The 26142-nt window shown below is 54.9% G+C and carries 24 protein-coding genes; 17 read left to right on the forward strand and 7 right to left on the reverse strand.

The annotated features are described in order from the left end of the window. The first annotated feature begins 75 nt into the window (after positions 1–75). The gene (locus tag H6G13_RS05610; RefSeq protein WP_190482176.1) at positions 76–516 is read left to right on the forward strand and encodes an NUDIX domain-containing protein; all 441 of its coding nucleotides are present in this window, start codon (positions 76–78) and stop codon (positions 514–516) included. 52 nt (positions 517–568) lie between these two features. After that, positions 569–958, forward strand: coding sequence for a RidA family protein (locus H6G13_RS05615; protein ID WP_190482177.1), 390 nt, complete (start codon positions 569–571; stop codon positions 956–958). A gap of 62 nt (positions 959–1020) precedes the next feature. On the opposite strand, the gene H6G13_RS05620 is transcribed toward H6G13_RS05615, so the two are convergent. Further along, the gene (locus H6G13_RS05620; RefSeq protein WP_190482178.1) at positions 1021–2085 is read right to left on the reverse strand and encodes a tetratricopeptide repeat protein; all 1065 of its coding nucleotides are present in this window, start codon (positions 2083–2085) and stop codon (positions 1021–1023) included. Between the two features lie 248 nt (positions 2086–2333). Between H6G13_RS05620 and H6G13_RS05625 the strand changes: the two genes are divergently transcribed. The 6 genes from H6G13_RS05625 (at position 2334) to H6G13_RS05650 (ending at position 9704) form a co-directional block, all read left to right on the forward strand. Beyond that, on the forward strand, positions 2334–3467 hold the full coding sequence (locus H6G13_RS05625; RefSeq protein ID WP_190482179.1) for a geranylgeranyl reductase family protein: 1134 nt from the start codon (positions 2334–2336) through the stop codon (positions 3465–3467). 334 nt (positions 3468–3801) lie between these two features. Further along, on the forward strand, positions 3802–4983 hold the full coding sequence (locus H6G13_RS05630) for a glycosyltransferase (protein WP_190482180.1): 1182 nt from the start codon (positions 3802–3804) through the stop codon (positions 4981–4983). Beyond that, positions 4967–6499 (forward strand): family 1 glycosylhydrolase, encoded by a 1533-nt coding sequence (locus H6G13_RS05635; RefSeq protein ID WP_190482181.1) that lies wholly within the window; start codon positions 4967–4969, stop codon positions 6497–6499. The genes H6G13_RS05630 and H6G13_RS05635 overlap by 17 nt, the downstream gene beginning before the upstream one ends. A gap of 288 nt (positions 6500–6787) precedes the next feature. Next, on the forward strand, positions 6788–7468 hold the full coding sequence (locus tag H6G13_RS05640) for an isochorismatase family cysteine hydrolase (protein ID WP_190482894.1): 681 nt from the start codon (positions 6788–6790) through the stop codon (positions 7466–7468). Further along, entirely contained in the window at positions 7468–9015 is a 1548-nt protein-coding gene (locus H6G13_RS05645; RefSeq protein ID WP_190482182.1) for an ABC transporter ATP-binding protein, read from the forward strand. Before H6G13_RS05640 ends, H6G13_RS05645 begins: the two co-directional genes overlap by 1 nt. A gap of 2 nt (positions 9016–9017) precedes the next feature. Then, entirely contained in the window at positions 9018–9704 is a 687-nt protein-coding gene (locus tag H6G13_RS05650) for an isochorismatase family cysteine hydrolase (protein WP_190482183.1), read from the forward strand. Between the two features lie 76 nt (positions 9705–9780). Here the strand turns inward: H6G13_RS05650 and H6G13_RS05655 are convergent, their stop codons facing one another. The 5 genes from H6G13_RS05655 to H6G13_RS05675 all read right to left on the reverse strand — a co-directional run bounded on the left by H6G13_RS05655 (position 9781) and on the right by H6G13_RS05675 (position 15093). After that, positions 9781–10827: a hemerythrin domain-containing protein gene (locus tag H6G13_RS05655; RefSeq protein WP_190482184.1), complete on the reverse strand. Its 1047-nt coding sequence runs from the start codon at positions 10825–10827 to the stop codon at positions 9781–9783. 465 nt (positions 10828–11292) lie between these two features. Further along, a complete protein-coding gene (locus H6G13_RS05660) occupies positions 11293–13320 on the reverse strand; it encodes an RNB domain-containing ribonuclease (protein ID WP_190482185.1) in 2028 nt (675 codons plus the stop codon). A 35-nt stretch (positions 13321–13355) separates the two neighbouring features. Continuing rightward, positions 13356–13571 (reverse strand): 30S ribosomal protein S18, encoded by a 216-nt coding sequence (gene rpsR / locus H6G13_RS05665; RefSeq protein ID WP_190482186.1) that lies wholly within the window; start codon positions 13569–13571, stop codon positions 13356–13358. Positions 13572–13586: 15 nt separating this feature from the next. After that, the gene (gene rpmG / locus H6G13_RS05670; RefSeq protein WP_190482187.1) at positions 13587–13775 is read right to left on the reverse strand and encodes a 50S ribosomal protein L33; all 189 of its coding nucleotides are present in this window, start codon (positions 13773–13775) and stop codon (positions 13587–13589) included. Between the two features lie 304 nt (positions 13776–14079). Next, entirely contained in the window at positions 14080–15093 is a 1014-nt protein-coding gene (locus H6G13_RS05675; protein WP_190482188.1) for a type I glyceraldehyde-3-phosphate dehydrogenase, read from the reverse strand. Between the two features lie 565 nt (positions 15094–15658). Between H6G13_RS05675 and murC the strand changes: the two genes are divergently transcribed. The 6 genes from murC (at position 15659) to truB (ending at position 21840) form a co-directional block, all read left to right on the forward strand. Beyond that, entirely contained in the window at positions 15659–17164 is a 1506-nt protein-coding gene (gene murC, locus H6G13_RS05680; protein WP_190482189.1) for a UDP-N-acetylmuramate--L-alanine ligase, read from the forward strand. Between the two features lie 54 nt (positions 17165–17218). Continuing rightward, the gene (gene murB, locus H6G13_RS05685; protein ID WP_190482190.1) at positions 17219–18133 is read left to right on the forward strand and encodes a UDP-N-acetylmuramate dehydrogenase; all 915 of its coding nucleotides are present in this window, start codon (positions 17219–17221) and stop codon (positions 18131–18133) included. A gap of 89 nt (positions 18134–18222) precedes the next feature. Next, positions 18223–18573 (forward strand): YbaB/EbfC family nucleoid-associated protein, encoded by a 351-nt coding sequence (locus tag H6G13_RS05690; protein ID WP_190482191.1) that lies wholly within the window; start codon positions 18223–18225, stop codon positions 18571–18573. 99 nt (positions 18574–18672) lie between these two features. After that, the gene (locus tag H6G13_RS05695) at positions 18673–19161 is read left to right on the forward strand and encodes a low molecular weight protein-tyrosine-phosphatase (RefSeq protein ID WP_190482895.1); all 489 of its coding nucleotides are present in this window, start codon (positions 18673–18675) and stop codon (positions 19159–19161) included. Positions 19162–19177: 16 nt separating this feature from the next. Then, the gene (locus H6G13_RS05700; protein ID WP_190482192.1) at positions 19178–20893 is read left to right on the forward strand and encodes an alpha/beta hydrolase; all 1716 of its coding nucleotides are present in this window, start codon (positions 19178–19180) and stop codon (positions 20891–20893) included. Positions 20894–20940: 47 nt separating this feature from the next. Continuing rightward, entirely contained in the window at positions 20941–21840 is a 900-nt protein-coding gene (gene truB / locus H6G13_RS05705; protein WP_190482896.1) for a tRNA pseudouridine(55) synthase TruB, read from the forward strand. A 14-nt stretch (positions 21841–21854) separates the two neighbouring features. Here truB and chrA read toward each other — a convergent pair whose 3' ends face one another. Beyond that, entirely contained in the window at positions 21855–23120 is a 1266-nt protein-coding gene (gene chrA / locus H6G13_RS05710) for a chromate efflux transporter (RefSeq protein WP_190482193.1), read from the reverse strand. Between the two features lie 247 nt (positions 23121–23367). Here chrA and H6G13_RS05715 point away from each other — a divergent pair, with 247 nt between their 5' ends. From H6G13_RS05715 to H6G13_RS05725, 3 genes are all read left to right on the forward strand, one after another. Continuing rightward, the gene (locus tag H6G13_RS05715; protein WP_190482194.1) at positions 23368–24369 is read left to right on the forward strand and encodes a multicopper oxidase domain-containing protein; all 1002 of its coding nucleotides are present in this window, start codon (positions 23368–23370) and stop codon (positions 24367–24369) included. A 99-nt stretch (positions 24370–24468) separates the two neighbouring features. Then, complete coding sequence (locus H6G13_RS05720) at positions 24469–25293, forward strand: hypothetical protein (protein ID WP_190482195.1); 825 nt, start codon at positions 24469–24471, stop codon at positions 25291–25293. A 176-nt stretch (positions 25294–25469) separates the two neighbouring features. Further along, positions 25470–26138: a Fe2+-dependent dioxygenase gene (locus tag H6G13_RS05725; RefSeq protein ID WP_190482196.1), complete on the forward strand. Its 669-nt coding sequence runs from the start codon at positions 25470–25472 to the stop codon at positions 26136–26138. The last annotated feature ends 4 nt before the right edge of the window (positions 26139–26142 follow it).

Here is a 26142-nt window from a genome sequence, read left to right on the forward strand (position 1 = left end):
TCAAGCGGTTGTGTTATTTGAGGCGAGTGGTGTCAAATTCAGTAGAACAGGGGAGCCCTTTGCCTGGAGTTTGTAGTGACGCATCGTAATCCTGCCCCCACAGTCGACCTGATCATTGAACTGATCGATCGGCCCCATCGCCCCATTTTGTTAATTGAGCGGCACAACCCGCCCTACGGCTGGGCCTTGCCAGGGGGATTTGTAGACTATGGCGAGGCGGTTGAAACGGCCGCCCGTCGAGAAGCTCAGGAAGAAATTGGGCTGGCGGTTTCCCTGGTGGAGCAGTTTTGCGTCTACTCCAACCCCAACCGCGACCCCCGCCAGCATACGATGAGCGTCGTGTTTCTAGCCACCGCTACTGGCGAACCTGGAGCCGGAGACGACGCTAAGGCAGTAGACGCTTTTAACCCCTGGGAGCTACCTAAAAATCTCTGCTTTGACCACGATCGCATCTTGCAAGACTACCTGCACTACCGCCACCACGGCATTCGACCCCGGTTTGGTGACGAGATTTAAGCAGTGAAACTAAGGGATAATCAGTCACGGCAACCCAACGCAACGGTACTCCATGACCCGCAAAGTAATTCAAACAGACAAGGCTCCCGCCCCCGTCGGCCCCTACAACCAGGCCATTGCCGCTAGCGGTCAACTGCTCTTTGTCGCCGGCCAAATTCCCCTTGATCCGGTTTCCGGCCAGATTGTTGGCGAAGGCGATATCGCAGCTCAGACAGAACAAGCGATCGCAAACCTGTCTGCCATTCTAGAAGCAGGCGGAACCACCCTTAACAGCGTGGTCAAGACTTCAGTGTTTCTCAAAGACATGAATGATTTCGCAGCAATGAATGCGGTTTACGCCCAACACTTTGGCGACGAATCGGCCCCGGCCCGCGCTTGCGTCGAAGTGGCCCGCCTACCCAAGGACGTGCTGGTCGAAATCGAGTGCATCGCTGTCATCTAAGTTTTGTAGGCAAAGCAAAGCGTGCTCATCAAAGCATATACTCAGGGACTACTCCACCACACTCAGACCTTTAGCCCAAACTGCCCGATTGCCTGATTCAGCCGCAGGGCTTTTTCCTGATCTCCATTCTGCATACAGCGAGTCTGGCCCGCTTCTAAGACCTGCCGTGCCTGCTCCTTCTCGCCCTGCATCACTAGCGCCATTGCCAAAGTGTAGTAAGCATCGGCATTGCAAGGGTCTTGGCGAATCTGGTTCTGACAGTTGGCAATGGTTTCCTGCCGTTTGCCTTTACCGCCAACTACCAGATTCATTACATTACCAACCTGAGCCAAGGTCATCATGGGATCTTCATGCCAATCCCTTGAGGCAGACAGTCCCAGAAAGCTGCGAATAGCGTTGGCAGTTTTTTCTTTATCTCGCTTGCCCGAATCGTAATAGCTCGTCAAAGGCAGCGTTTCCCCAGTCTTCAACCCCAAAGCTAGGCGGTAGGTATTGCCACCTTTGCTGCCGCTAGAGCGCTGCAGCGTAACGCTCACTAGATGATGCAGCGGATGCTGAACCGTCTCAGCTCCCAGCAGACCCCGCTTGGTAAAGGTTAGCTGGCCCATGCTTTTGTCAAAATCGCAGGTGACCACTTTGCCGACAACCAGCATTAAGGCCAAGCCAGTGCCGCTAAAAAGAACTAAAAACAGCAGGCCGATCCAGCGGTCATCCTGGTGAATACGCAGCGAAGCGGCGGCTGGGCTTTGGATGAACTGATTGATCTGGGCAGCCCGATTCTGGTGAAAGCCGTTGCCAGAGCTATAGGCATTGGTTAGCGGCACCACACCCTGATCGGTTGTAAGCACCACCCGGTAGGTGTGGTCGCCATCGCTGTTTCGGTGAGTTTCTACCTCAGCCTGCTGCAGGCCAGCTAGCGAAAACGTGCGCGAGCGGCTGCCCAACGGATTGCTCTGGGTTAGCTCACATTGGGCTGGAGCAGTGCGAGTGCACTCAAAAACGGTCTCTCCCCCAAGGGCCAGCCAGACCATCAGACCCGCCCCGGTAAAAATGCCGCCCATCAGCCAGAGCAGCCAGGGAACTAGCCGCAGCGTTAGCTGAGTAGACGTTTGCCGAACAACTCTCATAGCGGTTATTGCCAGAAGGTTAACAAGATCCAATCAGTTTGTCTGAAGACCTTTCCGGGGATATTGCATGGGTCAGTCTGCTGTGTTCGGGCTCCCTGAGCCGTACTCTCCCCCTAGAATTCCCGGCTGGCTAGGTGAATTCCGCAAAACAATTCGGTCAGAAGGAGATTTGTACAGATTCCTTCACGTATTCTTCAAGGGTATGAAAAGGTAATTTCACGCACAAAAAGCGATCAGGTAGGCAGACCATGTATGACTGCATCATTGTTGGGGCGGGACCAGCGGGCAGCGCCACCGCATACCATCTGGCTAAGCAGGGACACAGTGTACTGCTGCTAGAAAAAGCAGCACTGCCCCGCTACAAGCCCTGCAGTGGAGCCGTATCGCCCAGTGTGGCCCAGTGGTTTGACTTCGATTTTGCCCCCGCCATCGATCGCACCATGCGCAAAGTTCGCTACACCTGGAAGTTAGGCGATCCCGTTGAGGGTGAACTGCAGACTGCAGAACCAATCTGGATGGTTCGACGGGACGTTTTTGATCATTTCTTAGTACAGCAGGCCCAAACTCAGGGAGCCCAGCTCCAGGACAGTACCGCAGTCACAGGCATTGAGCTTAAGGGCGATTACTGGCAGGTCAATACTGCAAACGGCAGTTTTGAGGGCAGCTATGTGGTTGCGGCGGATGGAGCTGATGGGCCGATGGCTCAGTGGTTGGGCTTCCCAGAGCAGGAGGTGCGCTTAGCTGGCGTTTTGGAAGTGCCCACCAACACTCCTCTAGAAGATACCTGTGCCATCAATTTTGAGTTTGGCCTGGTCAAAAACGGCTGTCTCTGGAACTTTCCTAAACATCAGGGCTACTCCATCGGCGCTTGCGCCTTCCGGGGCAAAAACCTACAGGAATTCAAGACCTACCTAGAGCCCTATGCCCAGTCCTTCGGCCTTTCCTATAGCCAAGGCAGCGCCTTTACCCACCCCCTCAAAGTCTGGGACGGCAACCGTCCCCTACACCGAGACAGAGCTGTTCTAGTCGGAGAAGCCGCTGCCACTGTCGATCCGCTGTCAGCTGAGGGCATTCGACCAGCGATGGTCAGCGGTGTGAAGGCAGCAGGGGCCATTCATCAGGCTCTTAACGGCAATGCCGAGGCCCTGGCTGCCTATACCCGTTCCATGCATGAGGAGTGGGGAGCCGATATGCAGTGGGCCCAGCGGATCGCCAGCCTGTTCTACCGGGTGCCGGGCATTGGCTACAGAGTCGGCATTAAGCGGCCTACAGCCACCCAGCGGCTGGGCCAACTGTTGGCAGGAGAGATTCGCTACGCTGACGTAGCAAATCGGGTGATGAAGCGGCTAGGGGGTGGGCTGATTCCGGGGTTGGGGGGGTAGGAGGACGGGGAGACAGAGAGTAAGAGGACAAGGGGACGCGGGGACGAAAGTTAGGCCAAAGTGGGAGTGTTCGAAAACTCGGAGTTAGCCAGGCTGAAACCCTTAATTTTCCGTTCTTGAAACCAAACTTACACAAGAACCTGAACAGTTCCTCATCTCCCCCACCTCCTTCATCTCCCCCACCTCCTTCATCTCCCCCTCCCCGCGTCCCCGCGTCCCCGCGTCTCCCTTCCCCACGTCTCCCCCTTCTGGTTAACCTAAATTTCACCAGTTAACCTAACCAAACCGCTATGATGCCAGGAGGCTTCTCGTTTCAGGCCAGCTGGGGTACCCCATGACTAGAGTTTTGATTTTGTACTCTTCCTTGGGTTCGGGGCATGTCGCTGCGGCCAAGGCTCTCAGCGCGGCGTTTGCTCGACTGCCAGAGATTGAGGTGAGCAGCGAAGATGCGCTTGACTATGCCAGTCCGATCTATCGTCGGGCGGTTACGGAGTCTTATGAGCAGCTCAGTGAGCGATTACCTCAGCTTTACAAGGCATTTTATGAGGGCAGCGACATTGCTGATCTGGAAAAGTCGCTGGACAACAATCTAACTTGGGCTAGGCTAGAGCGTCCCTTTTTTCGCAAGCTGGAGACGTTGATTCGAGAGGCTAGCCCGGATGTGATTGTCTGCGTGCAGCAGATTCCCAGTCGGCTGTTGCAGCTTTTGAACGAGGAAGATGGGCTGGTCAGAGCGCAGTATGTCGTGGTGACGGATGCCATTGCCCACAGCACCTGGATTAACAAGGGTGTGAATGGCTTTTTCCTGCCGAATGACTTGAGCAAGAACTTTTTAGTGCAGCGGGGGGTTGATCCAACGCTGCTCCACGTGACGGGCATTCCGATTCGGCTGGAGATGATGGAGCCGAAGGACAGGGCTGAAGCGCGATCGCATCTCAATATTCCTTCTGATAAAAAAATAGTCACTCTCATGGGAGGTGGCCTCAACTCCCGGCGTGTGCGTCAATTGGTAAAGGATCTGCTTGCTTACGGCAGCATGGATACCCTAGTAGTGGCTGCGGGTCGCAACGAGACCTTGCTAGACGCGCTAGAAGAGATCACCAGCACACATCAGGTAACGCTGCAGAAGGTTGGCATGATCGACTACATCGACGACCTGATTGTAGCGAGCGACCTGATCATCACTAAGGCTGGCGGGCTCATTACCAGCGAAATTCTCGCGAGGGGTACCCCGATGGTAATCGTAGACCCGATCCCCGGCCAGGAGGAACAAAACGCTGATGTGATTGCTTCTGCAGGCGCGGGTGTGCAGCTCCGTCTGCTGGAAATGGTTGCCCCTGCCGTCGAGTATTTGCTGACCCATGCGGGTCGTCTCCGCGATATGAGTGAGCGGGCTACCCTGTTGGGCAAACCTGACGCGGCTCTAGCCATCGCCAAGCATATCCTGGCCCACTGGCAAGCCGATTCTCTGCAAGCCAAAGATGTCACACCCTTTGCCGATGTCCCTGCCGACTGATTCCCCTATTTCCCCGTCCCAGCCTTTTCTGTGGGGCGTTTCGACCTCTGGCTACCAGCATGAGGGCGGCTACAATGGCCCTGATCAGCCGCAAAATAACTGGACCTGGTGGGAGCAGTCGGGCCGGGTTGAAGAAACGGGCGACGCTGCTCGGTTTTGGCAGCACTACCCCAAGGATTTTCAAAACTGTCGGGAGATGGGGCTAAACGGCTTTCGCCTCAGCATTGAGTGGCCCCGAGTGCAGCCAACCACCACAGCCAAGCGAGGGGCAGCCCCTGAGTTTGACTATGGGGCACTGGATGGATATTGCGATCGCATCGCCGCCTGCCGCCAGTCTGGCCTAGAGCCAGTGGTCACCCTACAGCACTTTACCCATCCAGCCTGGCTAGGGCTCGATGCCTGGCTCAGTGCCGACACCATCAAGGCTTATTTGGCCTACGTCCAGGTCACCGTCACCCACATCAATCGCCGCCTGGTAGACCATCACCAGATGCCGCCTCTGCACTGGTACATCACCCTCAATGAGCCTAACATTCTCATCTCCAACACTTATTTAAAGGGAGACTTTCCCGGCGAAGCTTGGGGCCCAGGGGCAGCTTTGCGAGGGTACAACCACATGCTGGCGGCCCATGTTCAGGCCTATAACTTAATTCATGACCTCTACGAGGCTGCGGGTTGGCCCCGGCCCCAGGTAGCGCTCAACACCTACTGCAGCGACCTGTACTGGTCAGAGAAAGTCATTTGGGATTTGCTCGATCTGCGGCAGCATCCGGTTAACGCCGACACCTTGCGAGATTACTTGGCTGAGAGCGCCCGCAGCTGGGAGAAAAGCCTGCAGGCGGCTGAATTGCCTCAGCGGCAGGGAGCCATCTATCAGATTGGTCGAGGGCTGCGACGTTTGGCCAACCGCATCGGCCAGCAGGTGATTACTGGGACAGCCTTGAACGAAACGTATCAGGCCCTAGAAGCCTCTCCGCGACCGCGCGTCTTTGACTTTATTGGGCTGGACTATTACGACCCATTTTTTGCCCACAGCTTTCAGTTCCCGCAGCTGGCTGAGCTGGCAGGCGGCAAGACTGATTTTCGCGGGCGACTGATGGCAGGCATTAGCCGTAAGTGGTGGGACTGGCACGTGCTGCCCGAAGGGCTCTTTTTCTTCTGCCAAGAATATTCCCAAACGTTTGATCGCTGCCCCATTATGATTGCCGAGAATGGCATGGCTCTGCAGCGCACGTTCAATAATCACACGGCTAACCGCCGCACCGATGGGCTGTCGCGCAGCGAATTTTTAACCGCCCACCTGGAGCAGGTAAAGCATTTGCAGCAGGCCGGAGTGCCACTGTTGGGCTACTTCCACTGGTCTTTGATCGATAACTACGAGTGGGGTTCTTACACGCCTCGCTTCGGCCTGTTTGCTGTTGACTACATGAATGGAGCGGAGCGGCAGCAGGCTGATCACTTAGGCGATTGCCCGGCCGAAACCTACGCGAAGCTGATTCGAGACTCAGCCCAGTAGGCTTTTTGCCCAACCCCCTCCTCTAACCTTGTCTAGAAGAGGAATTACCAATCTCCCTTACCCCCCTTAAAAGAGGGTGAGGGGGTTCCAAATAGGCTGCGTTTACTTCTCAAACGGCCCCTAGTCACCCCACCGAGCTTTATCAGTCAGTTCAGGTATCAAGCTCTCTTGAGAGGGCTAAACTTCTCTTGGGCATATTTGTCCAGGGTGAACCTTTTGGGAACACCAGAGAATGATATCCATCCTTTACTGATCATGCTGAAATCTACCAATCTCCCTGCAATTGCTATGGGCCGCTATGTCAACGCCGATCCCTATCCCTATCCCTACAACGGAGACTTGCGACCCAACAATACGGCGCTAATTATTATTGATATGCAGACCGACTTCTGTGGTCAGGGCGGCTATGTAGACAAAATGGGCTACGACCTGACGCTGACCCGTGCCCCTATTGGCCCTATTAAGACAGTGTTGGCCGCAATGCGCGAGCACGGTTACACCATCATCCACACCCGCGAAGGCCACCGCCCCGATCTCTCCGACCTACCAGAAAATAAGCGTTGGCGCTCTCAGCGAATTGGCGCAGGTATTGGCGACCCTGGCCCCTGCGGCAAAATTTTGGTGCGGGGAGAACTGGGCTGGGAGATTATTCCCGAACTAGCTCCCATTGCGGGTGAAGTCGTGATCGACAAACCAGGCAAAGGCTCGTTCTACGCTACCGACCTGGACCTGATTCTGCAGCGCCGAGGCATTCAAAATATTATTTTGACGGGCATTACTACTGATGTCTGTGTTCACACCACCATGCGCGACGCCAACGACCGAGGCTATGAATGTTTGTTGCTGGCCGACTGCACTGGTGCTACAGACTACGGAAATTATCTGGCCGCTCTCCAGATGATTAAGATGCAGGGTGGCGTATTTGGTGCTGTAGCAAGTTCCCAGGATTTAATAGAGGCAATCGGCTAATGGATGCGATCGCAGTGAAGCCAGAAATACCCCTAGTCGTCCCCCCCGAACTCAAAGTGGTGGAGATGACCAAGCACTTTGGCAGTTTAGTGGCTTTAGATACAGTCTCTCTGCTGTTAAGACCCGGCACCTTTCATGCCCTTTTAGGCGAAAACGGGGCTGGAAAGAGCACCTTGGTCAAATGCATTATGGGGTTTTATGCGCCGACCTCCGGCGAAATTCTGGTCGATCAGCAGGTTCACAAAATCAAAAGCCCCAGAGATGCCCATGAGTGCGGCATTGGTATGGTGTATCAGCACTTCACTTCGGTTCCTGCCATGACTGTGGCTGAGAACCTGGTGCTGTCTCGCTACGACACCGGCACGATGATCAACTGGAAGGCAGAGTACGAAGAACTTCAAGCCTTTATGGAGCGCTCTCCCTTCCGGGTGGACCTAAGAATGCCCGTAGGCCAGCTGGCTGCCGGACAAAAACAAAAGCTGGAAATCCTCAAGCAGCTCTACCTCAAGAGCCGCATTTTAATCTTAGACGAACCCACCTCAGTGCTGACCCCCGACGAAGCCGACGAGGTCTTAGGACTGATCCGCCAGGAGGTCACCGCAGGTCATCTCAGCGTTCTGCTGATTACCCATAAGTTTCGGGAGGTAACCGCTTTTACTGATGAAGTAACGGTCTTGCGGAAGGGCAAGCAAGCCGGTCAGGGCCTGGTCAAAGACTTGTCTATCGAAGAAATGGCCCACATGATGCTGGGCGAAGAACGCAAGGCCAAAGAAGTTGCCAAAGTCGCTGTCGATAATCGGCAGCCCGTTCTAGCGGTAAAAGACCTGCACGCCGACAAAGACAACGGCCTGCCTGCCATCCACGGCCTTAACCTGACCGTCCATTCCGGTGAGATTGTCGGCATTGCAGGGGTATCTGGCAACGGTCAGCGGGAGCTGGTCGAAGTGCTGGCCGGTCAACGGCTGCCTACCCAAGGCACCATCTTGGTCAACGGCACCCCCTACGGAGCCACACGAGCTGAGATGTTCCGTCACGGGGTCTGCGCTCTGCCTGAGGAGCCGCTAAAAAATGCCTGTGTGCCCACCATGTCGGTCGCAGAAAACATGGCCCTGCGAACATTTGATCGGGCTCCTCAAGCCAAGTGGAATGTCTGGCTCATGCTCAAGGCCATTCGCAGCTCGGCTCAAGAACTCATCACCCGTTTCTCGGTCAAAACCCCCACTCCTGAGACGCCTGTGGGCAACCTGTCTGGAGGTAACGTGCAGCGCACTGTGCTGGCCCGCGAGCTATCCTCAGAGTCGGTCAAGCTGCTGATTGCCGCTAACCCCTGCTTTGGCCTCGACTTTTCAGCAGTGGACTTCATCCACAACTCTATTGTGGAAGCTCGCAATCGCGGGGTTGCCGTGCTGCTCGTTAGTGAAGATATAGACGAACTGCTGGCTTTGGCTGATCGCCTAATCGTTATCAGTGAAGGGGAGTTTGCCTACGAAAGCTCGATTGAGAGCGCAGATATCAAAGTGATCGGTCAGAAGATGGCAGGGCACTGAGCATGAACACCCTTGCCGCTCAACCCTACGACTACCCGCTGCCCGTCGATACTGGCGTTGCGCTGATTATTATTGACATGCAGCGAGACTTCCTAGAGCCAGGAGGCTTTGGTGATGCCCTTGGCAACGATGTTGCTCGGCTGCAGACTATTGTCCCCACTGTAAAGCGCCTGCAAGATGCCTTTCGAGCAATGGGGCTGCCGATCTTTCAAACTGTAGAGGGTCACCAAAGCGACCTGTCCGACTGTCCCCCTTCAAAGCGCGATCGCGGTCAGGCCAGCCTCAAGATTGGCGACCCTGGCCCAATGGGCCGCATTCTAGTACTAGGCGAACCCGGCAACGCCATCATTCCCGAACTGGCTCCCCTGCCGGGAGAAACAGTCATTCCCAAACCGGGAAAAGGTGCGTTCTACAACACCAACCTAGAATTCTTGCTGAAAACCCACAACATTAGTCACCTGCTGATTGCGGGGGTAACCACCGAAGTCTGTGTCCAGAGCACCATGCGCGAAGCCAACGATCGGGGCTATGAGTGCCTGCTAATAGAAGACGCTACCGAGAGCTACTTCCCAGAGTTCAAGCAGGCCACGCTGGAAATGGTGCGGGCTCAAGGCGGCATTGTCGGTTGGACGACGACAGCCAATTGTGCGATCGCAGGTTTAACCGCCAAGTTTGCCGTCAAAGCCTAACCCTAAAAAAACGTAGAGACGCGATGCATCGCGTCTCTACGTCAGGGATTACCGATTAGGCGTTACCCATCAAGCGTTACTTTAGGGAGTTTGCCATTTCCTGCTGGAGCCGAGCCTTGGCAGCCTTGAACTGAGTCGACATTTGCTCTTTTTGCTCATCGGTGCAGTTGCGATCGATGGCAGCAAACATGGTGCTTTCTTCCTGACGAATGTGGTCGCCCACCATCTCCATCAGATCCTCAACACGGGAGCGGAAAGCATCCGCATTAGAGGGGCTCATCGCTCTGATTTCGTTCAGGATTTGCTCCATCTGAGCCTGCTCGTCATAGAGCTCCTTGGTATTGTCTTCGCCATAGAAAGAGCGAACTCTGGGGTAAACAACTTCCTCTTCAGCCTTGGCGTGGACCAGCAGATCCTTATACAGCTGACCGAAGTACTCCTGCAGCTTCTGAGGATCTTTGGTCGCACCGATTTCGGTGAATAGGGTGTTGGCCTTGTTGTGGTCCAGACGAATCAGGGTCTGGATGTTCATGTCCTGCTTATCGGAACTTTGGGTCACAACGCTGCCAGCTACGCCGGAGAGCGCTGCAACAGCATCCTGTACCCGAGCCCACAGACCCTGGTCAGCATCTTTACCAGTCAATTCCCGCACACCAACCAGCTCCAGCATGCCTTTGAGCTGTTCTTGGTGAGCCCGGTTTTCAAAGTTAACCGTATTCAAAGGAGCAATAGCCACTTCGATGTCAGCGCCGACGGTTTGCCCTGCTTTGTGTACTAGCAGACCGCTCATTACCTGACCATGCTTGATCAGTTCGTGCTGAGCCAGCTTCTTGTAGAAAGAAAGCTCGCTGCCCGCCATCATTTGCTGGATTTGCTCGACCATCGTCTGGGTCGCTTGGCTAGGCTCAGCCTGCACGCCATACTGAACAATCACGGTTTCTAGAACGCCCAGGTTCTTCTGGTCATCCTCCATCATGTTTTGCAGGCGCTCCCGCACATCCTGGTCGGGGCATTCCATCATTAGTTTCTGCTCATTTGAGAGAATTAGATTTTGGAATGCTTTCATATCTGCCAGCTTTTCGCCGATTGCTAGTCGCTTGGCATCGTTTAGGGTAGTAACCACTTCAATTGCTCCTTTGTTTGCACGAAAATTTGATGGATGCTTAAATCACAGCCGAAATGAGGTAGCCAGACACACATATAGACAACACCTCTCGCCGATAGCTTCAAGGTGTAGCTGCACTTCTTTTCAGACCTTTAATTGAGCAAAAGTAACTTCAAATAGAGGTAGCGTCCGTTAACTGACCGAAGTCAAGAGTTGAGTTAACAGCGCGCATTGAGCTGGGCTACAGTGTCATTCGACTGAAAACTTGATACCTTCATTCTGCAATCGACCAAATTCTTCTTCACCTAACCTGAGTAAGAGGTTAGGGCTGTCAGATGGCAGGTTAAATCGAAAACAAATGCTGATTAACTAACAAAACTCATCTATAAATCCAGCCTAGATTCAATCGGAAACCTAACCCCTACAGCGTCTTACTCCCTCTTAGGAGACGTAGAGATGGGTAAAACCGGGAAGAGCAGGAATTTAGGCGACGGAAGTCTCTGCCGCTTCCATCGTCACTTCTTCAAAGCGAATCACATCTTGACGAGGATTGGCATGGCTGACTCGAACCTGAAGCCGCTCACCCAGCGCCACATCCCGATTAAAGCGCATAGCCAGCTCCAGTCCCAAGTCTTCTAAGATGATCAGTCCCAGCCCATCATCTTCCCGCAGCCAGCGCAGCATCATAGCGTCCCAGACTTGGTCCTGGTTGCGCCGCAGAAATTCTAGTGCCCAGTAGCGCTTGGTCTGCCGCTCTACCAGAGTCGCTTCGTAGGCGGCGTTGCTGGCCCCCTGAGTTAGCTCGGTCATTTCTGAGGAGGAGAAGGGCAGAGGGTCGCCACGCAGATGAGCCTTCAGCTGAAAATGGGCTAGCAGGTCAGTGTAGCGACGAATGGGGGAGGTAACCTGGCTATAGCTCTCTAGGCCCAGCGTTGCGTGGCGACTCGGCACGATGCCCATCTCACTGCGGGTCATGCAGCGGCGGATGGCACAGTCGCGCACCCAGCCCGTAGGCAGCTGAATCAGCTCCTCATCGGTTGGTAGTTCGGGTTGAGGCTGGCTGCGGAAGGGAATGGCCAGGTTGTGCTCCTGACCATAGCGGGCAGCCACTTCCCCAGCCAAAATCATCATTTCTGCCACCATTTGGCGGGCACCTGAGTCTTCCAGGATATCGATGATGATGTCGTCTTCTGCCTCAGAGACTTTAATTGAAGACTCGGGCATGTGGATGCTGATAGCGCCCTGGGTTTCACGCCAGCGCATTCTGACCTGGGACCAATGTGCGATCGCATGCAGTTCCGGCTCCGCCTGAATGCCCAGATCCAGCATTTCGTCTACGTCTTCGTAGGTCAGCCGATAGGTGGGTCTGATCACGCTGGCGTGAATGCTGTATTCCTCAATGTCGCCGCGCTCATCTAAGATCACCCCAAAGCTGAGGGCGCAGCAGGTACTGCCCTGCACCAGGCTCATTGGGCCAGCCGCCAGCTCCAGCGGAAACATCGGAATCATGCCGGTGGGCAGGTACACCGTAGTACAGCGCCGCCGAGCCTCCAAATCCAGTTCATCACCGGGCTCTACCCATCGAGTGGGATCCGCAATGTGAATCCAGAGCCGATGCCGCCCATCGTCAAGCAGTTCCCCGCTGAGGCCATCGTCAATCTCGCGGGTGCTCTCATCGTCTACTGTATAGACCTTGAGATGGGTTAAATCTAGGCGTTCAGTATGGGGATCGGGAGGAGGATTGGTGATTCGATGCTGCGCCATGACCAGGAGATCCTCAGGAAACTGTGTGGGGATTTGGCTGCGGCGCAACGACAGGTTCTCATGGAGGGACCACAAACCCAGCTTTACCAGCAGGTCAAAGGCACCTGCTTGAGTCGGGTCTTGCGCCAGAGCCGTCAGCGTTTCTACCGCCAGCGCCCGCTGATTGGCCTCATCCCCAAGGGCAGCTAGTTTTTCAATTGCTTCTAGACGAGGCCGATCAGTCTTACTCCACTCTATCGAGTCTCCCTGCAACCCGGAGCGAACCTTGTCTAAAAAGGCTTGCGACTCCTGCTGGCGCTGGGCCTGTTTCTCGATCTGATGCAGCAGCTCTTCTACCTGAGCGCTGGGGCGGGGCTCGTAGCGATCGCCCTTTTGCTTGAAATAAATCTTGTCTTCCGAGAGCAGACGGTGGGCCGCGTAGCGCTGGGGCGGTTGCTGCTCTGAAAATAACAGCAGCGCAAAAGAAGCCGGGTCGGTTGACTCACCGGCTTCACTCAGCAATTCCCAGGCTACCTCAAGGTTTGACGGGTCAATGTGAGCCTTTGCTGCTTGCAAAAACGAGGGCAGATCAGAGGGGTGAAAGGCGGTATCACTAACCTGATAGGTAAACTCTCGCGGATGCAGCGTGTAAGATTGCCCTCGCTCATCGATGACCACCCAGTTCTTTTTACCCTCTGGACGGTCAACGACTCCCAAGCGGGGCTGTCCCTGCTGCTTAAACTCAACTAATGTTCCCTTATCAACCACCCCAACATTCCAGTTCTGCTCTCTTCCAGCTTAGTCTAGCCTTCCCGGTTCACGTAGGGAAGCAAAGCCAAAATTCGGGCTCGTTTAATTGCGGTAGTCAGGTTCCGCTGCTGCTTAGCGGTTAACCCGGTAATGCGGCGGGGAAGAATTTTACCCCGCTCGGTGACAAACTTGCGCAGCAGATCGACATCTTTGTAGTCAATCGGCTCATCAGGTTTGATGGGGGATACACGACGACGGAAGTAGGCCATAGTCCTAAATTTCGATTACTTAATTTCTTTGTGGACAGTGTGCTTGTTGCAGTGGGGGCAGAATTTATTCAGCTCCATGCGGCCCGTCGTATTACGACGGTTCTTTTGAGTGGTATACCGAGAAACACCAGGGGTGCGTTTGTCCGGATTAGTCCGGCACTCGGTGCACTCTAGAGTGATAACAATGCGAACGCCTTTAGCCATAACAGGTAACCCGCGACACTAAGCGGAAAACGAAGACACAATCTCTTATTATTTCACGCGATTGCGGAGGTTGGCAAACTATCTTTGCGATCGCAGCCCTTCAGCTCTCAAACCGACAGTGTAACAGTTGCCTCAAAAAGCTAGCCAGCCCAAGGGGCCAGCCCAATCAGCAAAGCCCTCAGATATCTGAGTCAAGCTATGCCCCTCGCTATACTAGCCGCTCTAGCGACAGCAAAGAGGAGCACCCAAACCAGTGCCCCTCTCTTGAGTTAAAAACTGATTCTAGAAATCAATCAGACAGACCTTACTGCCACTTAGAAGCGACCAGTTCGGCTAGGTCAACCACGCGCTGGCTGTAGCCCCACTCGTTGTCGTACCAGGCAACAACCTTGACCATGTCGCCGCCCATCACCATGGTCAGGCTAGCATCGACAATCGAAGACTCATCGGTCTTGCGGTAGTCGGTAGAAACTAAAGGCAGATCGGTGTAGCCCAAAATGCCCTTCATAGAACCGTGAGCAGCAGATTTGAGAGCTTCGTTGACCTGATCTGCGATCGCAGGCTTTTCGACCTGAACCACTAGGTCAACCACAGAGACGTTAGGAGTAGGCACCCGCAGTGCAATACCGTTGAGCTTACCCGCCATCTCAGGAATGACTAGAGATACCGCTTTTGCCGCCCCAGTAGTGGTCGGCACAATATTGAGCGCCGCCGCCCGAGCCCGACGCAGATCGCGGTGGCTGGCGTCTAGCAGCCGCTGGTCGCCGGTATAGCTGTGAGTAGTGGTCATCGTGCCTTTGACGATGCCAAAGCTTTCGTGCAGCACCTTAACCACAGGAGCCAGACAGTTGGTGGTGCAGCTAGCGTTGCTAACCACCCGCTCCTTGTCGTGGGTATAGTCTTCGTGGTTAACACCCATCACATAGGTGCCGATGCCACCACCCTTACCAGGAGCCGTAATCAGAACCTTTTTTGCCCCAGCTTCGATGTGGCGAGCCGCGCCTTCTTCGCTGACAAAAACGCCAGTCGATTCAATCACTAGGTCGACTTCCCAGGCAGCCCAAGGCAGATTATTGGGGTTGCGGTCAGAGTAGCATTTGATAGTCTTGCCGTTGACAATAATGGCATCTTCCTCAGCCCGGATGTCCGCATCCAGACGGCCCAGCATGGAATCGTACCTAAGGAGATGGGAGTTAGTTTGGGGATCGGAAGTATCGTTGATAGCGACGATTTCAAGCTGACTGTTTTCTCTGGTCAGCCAGCAGCGGAGGAAGTTTCGACCAATACGCCCAAACCCGTTAATTGCTACTCTAATCACTGCCTTTAAACCTCTGCACTACTTTCAGACTAGGTAACTATTCTTAGTCGGAATCCATCATATCGCAAAGCATGATCACCTTTACAGCAGAAATCCATTGAACTAAGTCTATGGATAATCGCTGTATGTTTTTGTTTTGCCAATCGATTCAGGTTTGTGGCGCAAGCAAAACTTCTCCGAGGCAGGTATTCTAAGATGTCACTCTAAAGCTGTCAGATGCAGCTCCAAAAATCCTTCTCTCTAGTCTTGCTACTCTGGCTCAACCCGATTACTATTAGGAACCCAATTCGGCTCCGGGCCGTAGTCAGGTTGAACTGGTTCAGCGTTCCTGGGTGATAGCCCTAGCAGCGCCGCTCTGGTGCAGCTGTGACCTGTTCGTTTGTCTGCTATTCAGGCGATGGGGTGGGCGCTAAAAGTTAGATTCACCGAGTCTGCAATTCAACCCTGATCCCCCTCTCGAATCCAGGTAAACAAGTAAAGGGAACCGCAGGGTAGGTCAATCTGGCAAATCTTGATATGATTACGCCTGAATCTTGGTGTGGTGTGGTGTTTTGAGGAGAAAAGAATGTCGAAAACCGTCGATTTTGGCGGCAGACCATTCCATTTTATTGGTATTGGTGGCATTGGGATGTCTGCGCTCGCTTACATTCTCACAAAACGAAAGTTTCCTGTTTCAGGTTCAGACCTACGGCTGACGCATATTACGCAGCGGTTGCAGGAAGCCGGGGCACATATTTTCTGGCAGCAGGAGGCCAGCAACCTCAGCTATTTTCAGACTCTGTCGAGCCAAAGCCAATATCCTTGGTCAGCGGTGGAAACCAACGCCGCACCGTCTGCTCCAATGATTCAGTGGTTACCTCAGGTCATTTGCTCAACCGCGATTGATACCAGCAACCCTGAGTACCAGGCGGCCCTACAGCTGGGCTGTCCTATTTTCCACCGCTCCGAATTACTGGCTGCTTTGATCGAAGACTACAGAAGCATTGCCGTCGCCGGTACCCACGGCAAAACCACTACTAGCAGCATGGTGGGTCTGCTGCTGCTCGATGCGGGCCTCGATCCCACCATTGTCGTAGGGGGTGAAGTCTCAGCTTGGGAAGGCAATGCTCGCCTCGGGTATGGCCAGCACTTAGTGGCCGAAGCCGACGAATCTGACGGCTCTTTGGCTAAGCTCTCTGCCAGCATCGGCGTCATCACCAATATTGAACTCGACCACACAGACCACTACCAAAGCCTGGATGACGTCATTGCTACCTTCAAGACATTTGCCAAAAAATGTGACTTGTTGGTAGGGTGCATTGACTGCGCTACTGTGCGCGATGCCATCCGGCCCTCAATCACCTACAGCCTCCACCCCGAGTCGGGGGCAGACTATGTAGCTGACGACATCACCTACCACGCAAGCGGCACCCAAGCCACGATTTGTGAGAAGGGTCAGCCCCTGGGAATTTTGAACCTCCAGGTTTTGGGTCAGCACAACTTGAGCAATGCCCTAGCTGCGATCGCAGTTGGTCGCGCCCTAGGGCTCTCCTTCGCTCAAATTGCCAATGGCCTGGGCCACTTTGAAGGAGCCAGTCGCCGGTTTGAACAAAAAGGACACCACGGCGGCATTCGCTTCATCGATGACTACGCCCACCACCCCAGCGAAATCCGAGCAACCCTAGCGGCCGCCCGGCTAAAGCTCAAAGATGTCTCCTACAGCGGTGCCGTCAAACGCATAGTGGCCGTTTTTCAGCCCCACCGCTATAGTCGCACAGCCGCCTTTCTGCCTGAATTCGCCAACGCCTTTACCGATGCCGACCGGGTCATTGTCACCGACATCTACTCCGCCGGAGAAGTTAACTCATTCGGCATTTGCGGTCGCCAGGTGGCCAACGAAATTGCCGCCCGCCATGACCATACCGAGTACCAAGACACTCTAGCCAGCGTGCAGGAGGCACTCACCGACACCCTGGAACCGGGAGACTTGGTTCTTTTCCTGGGAGCGGGTAATCTAAACCAGGTCATTCCCAATGTGATGGCGTACTATGCAGACTCTGAAGCCCAACCGCTTCAGCAAGCCTGCCGCTAAGCCTTGGCAAGTCCTATTCCTAGCGGCCGTCTAGCCTTGCTCTCCCCATCGCCCATGGACAATCTGACTAACCCCTGGGAAGTAGACTCGCTGCTGCGTTCCCAAGTTTCGCTGGCCCCTTTTACGACCTTTCGGGTTGGGGGGCCCGCTGAACGGCTTGTCCTGCCTCGTTCTTTGGAGCAGCTGCAGGCCAGCGTTTCTTGGGCTAAAGAGCAAGATCTGCCGCTCACTTTTCTGGGGGCAGGTTCTAACCTTCTGATTAGCGATCAGGGTTTGCCGGGGCTAGTTATCTGCACCCGTTACTGGCGACATACCCAGTTTGATGAAGCGACCGGGCAAGTCACAGCAGCGGCAGGTGAACCGCTGCCCACCCTAGCCTGGAAAGCCGCCAAACGGGGCTGGCGAGGGCTAGAGTGGGCTGTGGGCATTCCGGGAACGGTGGGTGGGGCCGTTGTGATGAATGCTGGGGCCCACGGAGCCTGTACTGCCGACATTTTCCACCAAGCCCAAGTGTTTGACTCCATTCAAGGCATTACTGCGCTCGAGCCAGAAGATATGGGCTTTCAGTACCGCACATCGGTTCTACAGGTGCAGCCGCAGCTGTTGGTGCAGGCCACCTTTCAGCTAGAGCCGGGGCACGATCCCCAGGTTGTCACGGCAGATACCCTGGCCGACCTGGAGCAGCGGCGGGCTACCCAGCCCTACGACCTGCCCAGCTGCGGCAGCGTCTTTCGCAACCCCACATCCCACAGCGCTGGCTGGCTGGTAGAACAGTGTGGGCTAAAGGGGTATCGCATTGGCAATGCCCAGGTAGCGGAGCGCCACGCCAATTTCATTCTCAACCGAGGGGGAGCCAGCGCAGCAGATATTTTGCGCCTCATCCACTATGTTCAAGATCAGGTAGAGGCTCGCTGGGCGCTGCGACTCAAACCTGAGGTAAAAATGCTAGGGGAATTTCCCCCCGTGTAAGATTCCCACCACAGGGCGTTAGAATCGGATAGCTTAATTCAGCGTTCCTCGGAACCGCATTTAACAGCATTTAAGGGGTTAAAAGCACGATGTCTAAAGGTCAAGGATTTGGATTTGGTGGACTGGGCGGCAAGATGAAGGAGCTTACTGAAGCCTTCAAAAAAGCTCAGCAAATTCAGGAAGGGGCCAAGCAGCTTCAGGAAGAACTGGAGCAAATGGAAATTGAGGGAGAATCTGGGGGAGGTTTGGTGAAGGTGGTCCTCAGCGGCAACCAAGAGCCTCGCCGAGTTGTGATTGCCCCCGACGCAATGAACGAAGGCCCAGACCTATTATCGGATCTGGTTACGGCTGCGATGAAAGATGCCTACGACAAGTCTACGGCGACTATGCGAGAGCGCATGGAAGCGCTGACAGGTGGCCTAAATCTACCAGGAATGTAGAATTGTTTCTTGTCCAAGTCCATGACTGGAGTTTTGCCTCCGGAGAAGCTTCAGGCCTCGAAGTGGACTTGGTTTGAGTTGCCGCAGGAGGTGGGTTTGATGGTGACAAAGCTACTCTTTGTGTGTTTGGGCAACATCTGCCGTTCCCCCTCAGCGGAAAATATCATGAACCATTTGATCCAACAGCGGGGGCTATCGGACCAAATTCAGTGCGACTCGGCGGGAACTTCTAGCTACCATATCGGCAGCCCGCCTGATCGTCGGATGACAGCAGCAGCCAGACAGTACGACATTGTCCTTCAAGGGCGAGCCCGTCAGTTTGAGGCAGTAGATCTTGCGGCCTTTGACTGGATTCTGGCGATGGATCGGGACAACTACCGCGATATTTTGGCGCTAGATCAGCGGGGACAGCACTCCGCTAAGGTGAAGCTGATGTGTGACTTTTGTCGCCATCATGCTGACCAGGAAGTGCCCGATCCATACTATGGGGGCCCGGAAGGTTTTGACTATGTGGTTAACTTGCTGTTGGACGCCTGTGAAGGGCTGCTGGATTTTGTGCTGGAGCAGTCTCCAGCTTCCTCAAACTAAGCGGGAGCCGTAGACTGTGAATCAGGTTTACCGCAAGGAGCAGGCAGGCAGAAAGCGCTGGCGGGCTCGCTTGGGCGGGCTGGGGTTGGGCTTGGCCCTATACGGCTGGGGCTGGGGAGGACAGCCTGCGATCGCAGCAGAGCGCATTATTATCTCCTACGGTTCAATTGAGCGATCGATTCGAGTGAGCCAGCTAGAAGAGTTTGCGGCCACAGGGCAGCTTGATTCGCAGCTGGCAGCCTATGTTCGCCTATTTGATCTAGAGCCTAGGCAGCTGGTGCAACTGCAGCTGGCGCTCAATACGTCTGCCGATCTCGATGTGGTAGCCATCACCCAATTTTTATACACCCCCCAGGGCAAGTTTCTGCTGAAGCAGGTGTCTCGGGTGATTCAAACGCCTTCTCGGCAGGCAGGCTTTTTAGCGACTCGAGGCGCTTTGATTCTGGCAGCGGCTGACCCCGATGGGGGGCTGACCCTGCTCAACGTGCTGCGGCATTTCCCGACCGAGGGCATTCGCATTGATGTGGCCCGAGGACTGGCCATTGTAAATCTGCTAAATCGGACTCTGGGCGAATCTAGCGCGGCTATTCAGGCTATTCAGCTGCAGTCGGCGGCAGCTGCCGCGCAGATTCCAGTGGAGGGGCAGGCTGCGATCGCACAGACCCTAGTCCAGCTAGAAACAGAGCAGCTCTATACAGCTCGAGTATTTGACCTAAACGTGCCCGGTTTGCAGGAACCTGCAGATCTATACTTGCCAGAGCCGATTCCTGGGACCGGCGCTTCGCCCTTCAACCGCCCGGTCGTGGTGATCTCCCACGGGCTAGGCAGCGGCCGGAACACCTTTGCCTACCTGGCCGAAAATTTGGCCGCGTTTGGCATTGCCGTGGTTACAGTGGAGCACGCTGGCAGCAATGCCCAGCAGCTCTCGGCTCTACTTGAAGGCCAGACTAATTTTGTTACCCCTACCGAAGAGTTTATTGACCGCCCCCGGCAGGTGTCTCTCACCCTAGATGCCCTGCAGTTGGCAGCCCGCATCAACCCGACCTTTAGAAATCGGGTCGATCTCAACCGAGTAGGCATTATTGGCCAGTCATTTGGGGGCTACACGGCTCTAGCCCTGGCGGGGGCCACTATAGACTTTGCCAACCTCGGTAGCCAGTGTTCTCCCACAACGTTGAACCTAAATCTGTCTCTGCTGCTGCAGTGTCAGGCAACTCTGCTGGTCGATCCGGGTCAGTCGCTGATTGATCCTCGCATTCGGGCAGCCTTTGTCATGAACCCCGTAGGCAGCGCCTTGTTTGGCCAAAATGGCTATGCGCAGATAAATGTCCCGGTGATGATGGTGGCGGGAGCTGGTGATACAGTAGCTCCTGCCTTTTCAGAACAGATTCAGCCCTTCGGCTGGATGACCGCCCCAGAGCGGTATTTGGCCCTAATTGGCAACGGCAGCCATTTTTCGGTCATTGGTGACGAGCCCGGCTCTGATCAGCCCATTCCAGTACCGCCTGAAATCATTGGGCCTCGCCCCGATATTGCCCAGAGCTACATGGAGATCCTCAGCCTGGTTTTCTTCAAAGTACACCTAGAAGAACAGGCGCAGTATCGCGCCCTGCTGCAGCCTGCGTTTATAGAAAATTTTATAAGCGCCGAGCCGCTGCCTCTGAGCCTAATTGAGGTTCAGCCGCTACCGACTGCCGAACTCCCCGCAACGCCTGCGGCCACTATTCGTTAAGTCATACGTTAAGCCAAGGGAACCAAGTGCCAGCAAGAAGCGGGGACGTGCAGGGATTTCTCAACCTTAATAAGCCAGGGGGACTAACCTCCCACGATTGTGTCGCTCGGGTCAGACGGCTGCTGCAGACCAAAAAAGTAGGCCACGGCGGCACACTCGATCCAGCAGCCCAAGGAGTGCTGCCCATTGCCGTAGGTCGAGCCACCCGACTACTGCCCTACCTAGCCTCGGGCAAAGCCTATCGAGCCGTAATCCGCTTTGGGCTGACCACCGCAACCGATGACCTAGAAGGTGAGATTCTGCATCAGCAACCAGCCCCAGATCTTTCCCTGGTTCAGGTTCAGGCGGCGCTGCCCCAATTTTTAGGCCAGATCGAGCAGGTACCGCCTCGCTACAGTGCCATTCAAGTAGGCGGGCAGCGGCTGTATGATTTGGCTCGGCAGGGACAGACCGTTGAGGTTCCCTCCCGGCAGGTGCAGGTAAAGCAGATTGAAGTGCTGGACTGGCAGCCAGGGGAGTTTCCCGAACTGACGGTTGCGATCGCATGTGGCCCCGGCACCTACATCCGCTCAATCGCTCGCGACCTAGGACAGGTACTAGGCCCAGGAGCAACCCTAGCCCACCTGCTGCGAACCCACAGCAACGGCTTCGACCTAGCCCAAAGCCTGACGCTGGACGCCCTAAAAGACCAAGCAGAAGCAGGCACTCTGACCCTACTGCCGCCTGACGACGCATTGAGCTACCTGCCCGCTCTCGATCTGGCAGGAGAGATAGCCGTACGCTGGCGACAAGGGCAAAAGCTGCCCGTGGATGATCAGGACTTGCAAATCGACGCTCTCTATCGCGTATTAGATGAGACCACCCGCTTTTTAGGAATTGCTCAGATCGCGCTGCGAGACGAGCAGCCGGTGATCGTGCCGAGGATGGTCTATGAAGCAATGGGGTGAGGAAGACGCGCCCATCATCTCAGCACCATGCCTGCCGTTAGCCCAACAAGAGCGCCTGCGGGGATGAGCTGCCAGGTTGGTCGGCGGAAGCGGACGAGGGCAATCAGAGCAGCGAGGCCAACGACTATGGCTACTGCCGTGCGCTCTAGGGTGGGTTGCAGGATAGCGGCTTGGGCTAGGGGAATGGCTGCGGCTGCGATCGCACCCAACACCGCCGGGGTTACGCCTTTCAAGAAGCTTTGAATCCAGGGGCTGCGGCGGACGCGAAGCAGAAAGGGGGCAGCACCCATGATGAACAAAAAGGACGGGGTAAAGATGGCAACAGTTGCGACCAGTGCCCCTAGTACCCCGGCGACTTTGTAGCCGACAAAGGCAGCTGTAATCACCACAGGCCCAGGCGTAAGCTCACCAATGGCCACCCCGTCAATGAATTCATTCTGGGTTAACCAGTGCAGCTGGTTGACGACTTCCAGCTCCAGCAGGGGAATGATCACCAGCCCGCCGCCAAAAATGAAGCTGCCTACCTTCAGGAAAAATAGGGTTAGCGGCACAAAATAGGTTTGAATTCGCTCTAGACCCCAAAAGCTAGATAGGGCCAAAGTCTCACCCGGCAAAGTGGCAAGGGTCTGGGGTAGCCAGTGCATCCACGGCAGCAGCGGCAGTAGGCCAGCACTGGTGCCAGGAGAGGGGGCGGGTGGGGGAGGCTGGGTTGGGCGGTAGAGAATTAGACCTAGGAGACCGGCAGCAATAAACTGCAGCAGCACACTCACTTGGAATAGCAGGGTAACGAGCAGAACAGCGGCTGCGATCGCAACGCCCTTCCAGTCCTTAATCGCCTTTTTAGACAACTTCCAGCAAAATCCAAAAATGATGGCAATCACCACAGGCGAGATGCCCAAAAACAGATCCTCAATCTGCGGGACGCCCTGAAAGCGAAAATAGGCCCACGACAGCCCTAGCACAATTAAAAAAGCTGGCGAGATGAAGCAAATGCCCGCCACCAATGCCCCTAGCCAGCCCGCCCGGATATAGCCGGTGTAGATTCCTACTTGGGTCGAGGCTGGCCCCGGCAGCATTTCACAAATGGCAACGCCTTCGAGAAACTCCGCTTCACTAAACCAGCCTTGCCGCACGACTGCCTCTTCGTGGATCATGGCGATGTGGGCTTGAGGGCCGCCAAAGCCAATCGTGCCAAGCCTGAGAAACAACTGAGCCAGCTCTTTCAGCCGCTCAGATGGGCTAGAGGCTGCCGTAGAGGCTGGATTGATGCGATCTCCCATGCTCAACTCCTGTCTGGCGCTACTTGGGAATTCGTGTATTTTGGCACTGCCAAATTGGGAGCACTATATCAGCTTTCGATAACGAAACTCTATATTGCAGTACACCGAGCTTGGGCACTAAACATCTAGCTCAATCTCAAAAATACTGCCTCTTGTTGAAATTCATTTTTAATAGAAGTGAGTAGGACCAGCGTTATCATTGAAGCTGGCTTAGGAATCTTTCTCATAAAGCATACGACAGCAGCCAATGTCGAACCCATTCTCCTCAAAACCATTTAAAGGCTGGTCACGCCGTCAGTTTTTAGGCTGGGGGGCGGCTGGAGTTGGGCTAGTCACCGCTTCAGCCGCCGTCGGATCACGGTTATCGGCCCACACTCCTGCCCGCATACCGCCCTTGCCTGCGAGCTATGTGCCGCCCAGCCAACTGCCCTTTGACCCAATGGCCGTGCTGCGCGACTTTGACTACGGCACTTTGAAGCGGGAAAATGGCCGCACCGTGCGCGAATTTGAAGTGACTGCTAACAGCACGCCCCTGCAGCTCAATAGCGCCATTTCCTTTGTTAGCTGGAACCTCAATGGCCGAGTGCCGGGGCCAACCCTGCGAGCGTGGGCAGGTGAGCAGGTACGGGTGATCTTTCACAATCAAGACGGCCATTCTCACAGCATGCACTTCCACGGAGTTCACCCGGCGGCAATGGATGGGGTGCAGCCGGTGCGGCACGGTCAGACGGCGGTGTATGAGTTTGAGGCCAGCCCCTTTGGCGTGCATCCTTACCATTGCCACATCGCCCCCGTGACCCGACACATCAGCAAGGGACTGTATGGGCTCTTTATTGTTGACCCACCCCAGGGCCGACCAGCAGCAGACGAGCTGGTTTTGGTGATGGGCGGCTACGACCTCAAAGGTGAAGATCGCAACGGCATTTACGCCTTTAACGGCATTCCCAACTACTACCGCGACCATCCGATTGCGATTTATCAAAACCAGCGGGTGCGAGTTTACCTGCTTAACATGATTGAGTTTGATGCCGCCATCACCTTTCATATCCATGCCAACATGTTTCAGATCTACCGCACCGGGCGCACGCTAACAGCATCGGAAGAGTCTGATGTGATCACGATGGGCACAGCAGAACGGCATATTCTGGAGTTTGCCTACCCCTATCCCGGCCAGTACATGTTTCACCCGCATCAAGATGCGATCGCAGAAAACGGCTGTATGGGTCTGTTCGACGTGTTGCCTAGCTGACAGGTGAGCCATCAAGAATCGCAAGTCTTATTGACAAATAATCTCATCAGATCTATTCTGGTTCGACATCTGATTTCTTGAAATAATTTCTCAACTAACATGGCGAAGCGACTCAAGCCCATTGACCTCTTTCTATCAGTGGGGCTAGCGGCCACAATTGGAGCCTGTGGGGGAGCAGCCCCCGGCGACAGCGAAGTCAGTGACGGTTCTTCTCATTCAGATATGTCCCATTCTGCGGCAACGACTCCGGGGCAGGGTGGCGAGGGCGGTGAGGGCGGTGAAGGTGGAGCCTCAGGCGACCCCGACGTAGACTACATGACCGTACTGGCGCTCATGAAGGGACACCTAATGGTGGCTGAAGAACTGATGGCCGCAGGCCAGCCCGAGCAGGCCGAGCCCCACATTGGCCACCCAGTAGATGAACTCTATGGCGACGTTGAAACGCAGCTGTCAGAGCGTAACGTGCCTCAGTTCAAGGGCACCTTGACCGAACTGCATGACCTGTCTAAGTCTGCGCCCGACAGCGCCCAAATGCCCGAACAGTTCAAGGCCTCGGTAAGCGCAATTGATGGTGCGATCGCAGCCATTCCCGCAGACCAGCGCCAATCCCCGGAGTTTGTCATGGCGGTAATCAACCGCACGCTCCAAACCGCAGCCGCAGAGTATGAAGCTGCGATCGCCAATAACGAATTTGTCGAAGTCATCGAGTATCAAGACTCTAGAGGCTTTGTGCTCTATGCTGACCAGCTTTACCAAACCATTGCCGACGAGATGAGCCAATCTGATCCCGAGGCTCATGAAACTATCTCAGCCAGCTTGGAAGAACTTAAAGCAGCTTGGCCTTCAGTCACGCCTCCGGCCACTCCGGTTAAGTCTCCTGAAGTCGTGAACGGTCTTGTCTCCGAGATTGAGCTGCAAAGCTAGTACCTCTTTCCCTGTTTGCTCCTTACGTCCGGCTGATCTTCAGTCGGACTTTTCTATTGCACTGAGAAAAACCTCATTGCGCTTTTGGGTTCAGATAGATGAGCCAAAGCGCTCTGCCTTCGCTACAAAGGACTTACTCCAGGCACCTAATTTTTAACGCATCGCCAAAGCCGCCCATGATTTTCAAAATCCCGAGCCTGCTCACTCCAGAGGAGCTAGAGCAAATCACCTCCAAATTAGCCAAGTCAGAATTTATTGACGGCAAGCTGACTGCGGGCTGGCACGCCAAGCTAGTCAAGAATAATCAGCAGCTTTCCCGCCAAGACAATACCTATGAGGTGCTCAAAAGCCTTCTGCAAACGGCGCTAGAACGCAATCCCCTATTTCAAGTCGCCGTGAGGCCCAAGGTGGTGCATTCGGTTCTCTTTAGCCGCTATACGCCTGGAATGGCGTATGGCCGCCACACCGACAACGCCCTCATGGGCGGCAGTTCCTTTTTGCGCTCAGACGTCTCCTTTACCGTTTTTCTCAACTCACCTGCGGCCTATGAGGGGGGAGAACTGGTGATTGAGGGGGCGGATAGCGAAACGACCTATAAATTAGAGGCGGGGACTGCCCTTTTCTACCCCTCCACTACGCTACACCGGGTTGATCCGGTTACCAGCGGAGAGCGCCTGGTCATCGTCGGCTGGGTGGAAAGCCTGGTGAGAGACGCCAGCCAGCGGGAGATTTTGTTTGATCTGGAAACGGTAAGGCGCAGCCTGTTTGCCCAATCTGGCAAGAGCGATGAGTTTGATTTGCTTTCAAAAAGCGTGGCTAATCTGTTGAGACGTTGGGTGGAATAGGATC

This window comes from Pseudanabaena sp. FACHB-2040, from assembly GCF_014696715.1.
Lineage (GTDB): Bacteria > Cyanobacteriota > Cyanobacteriia > Phormidesmidales > Phormidesmidaceae > JACVSF01.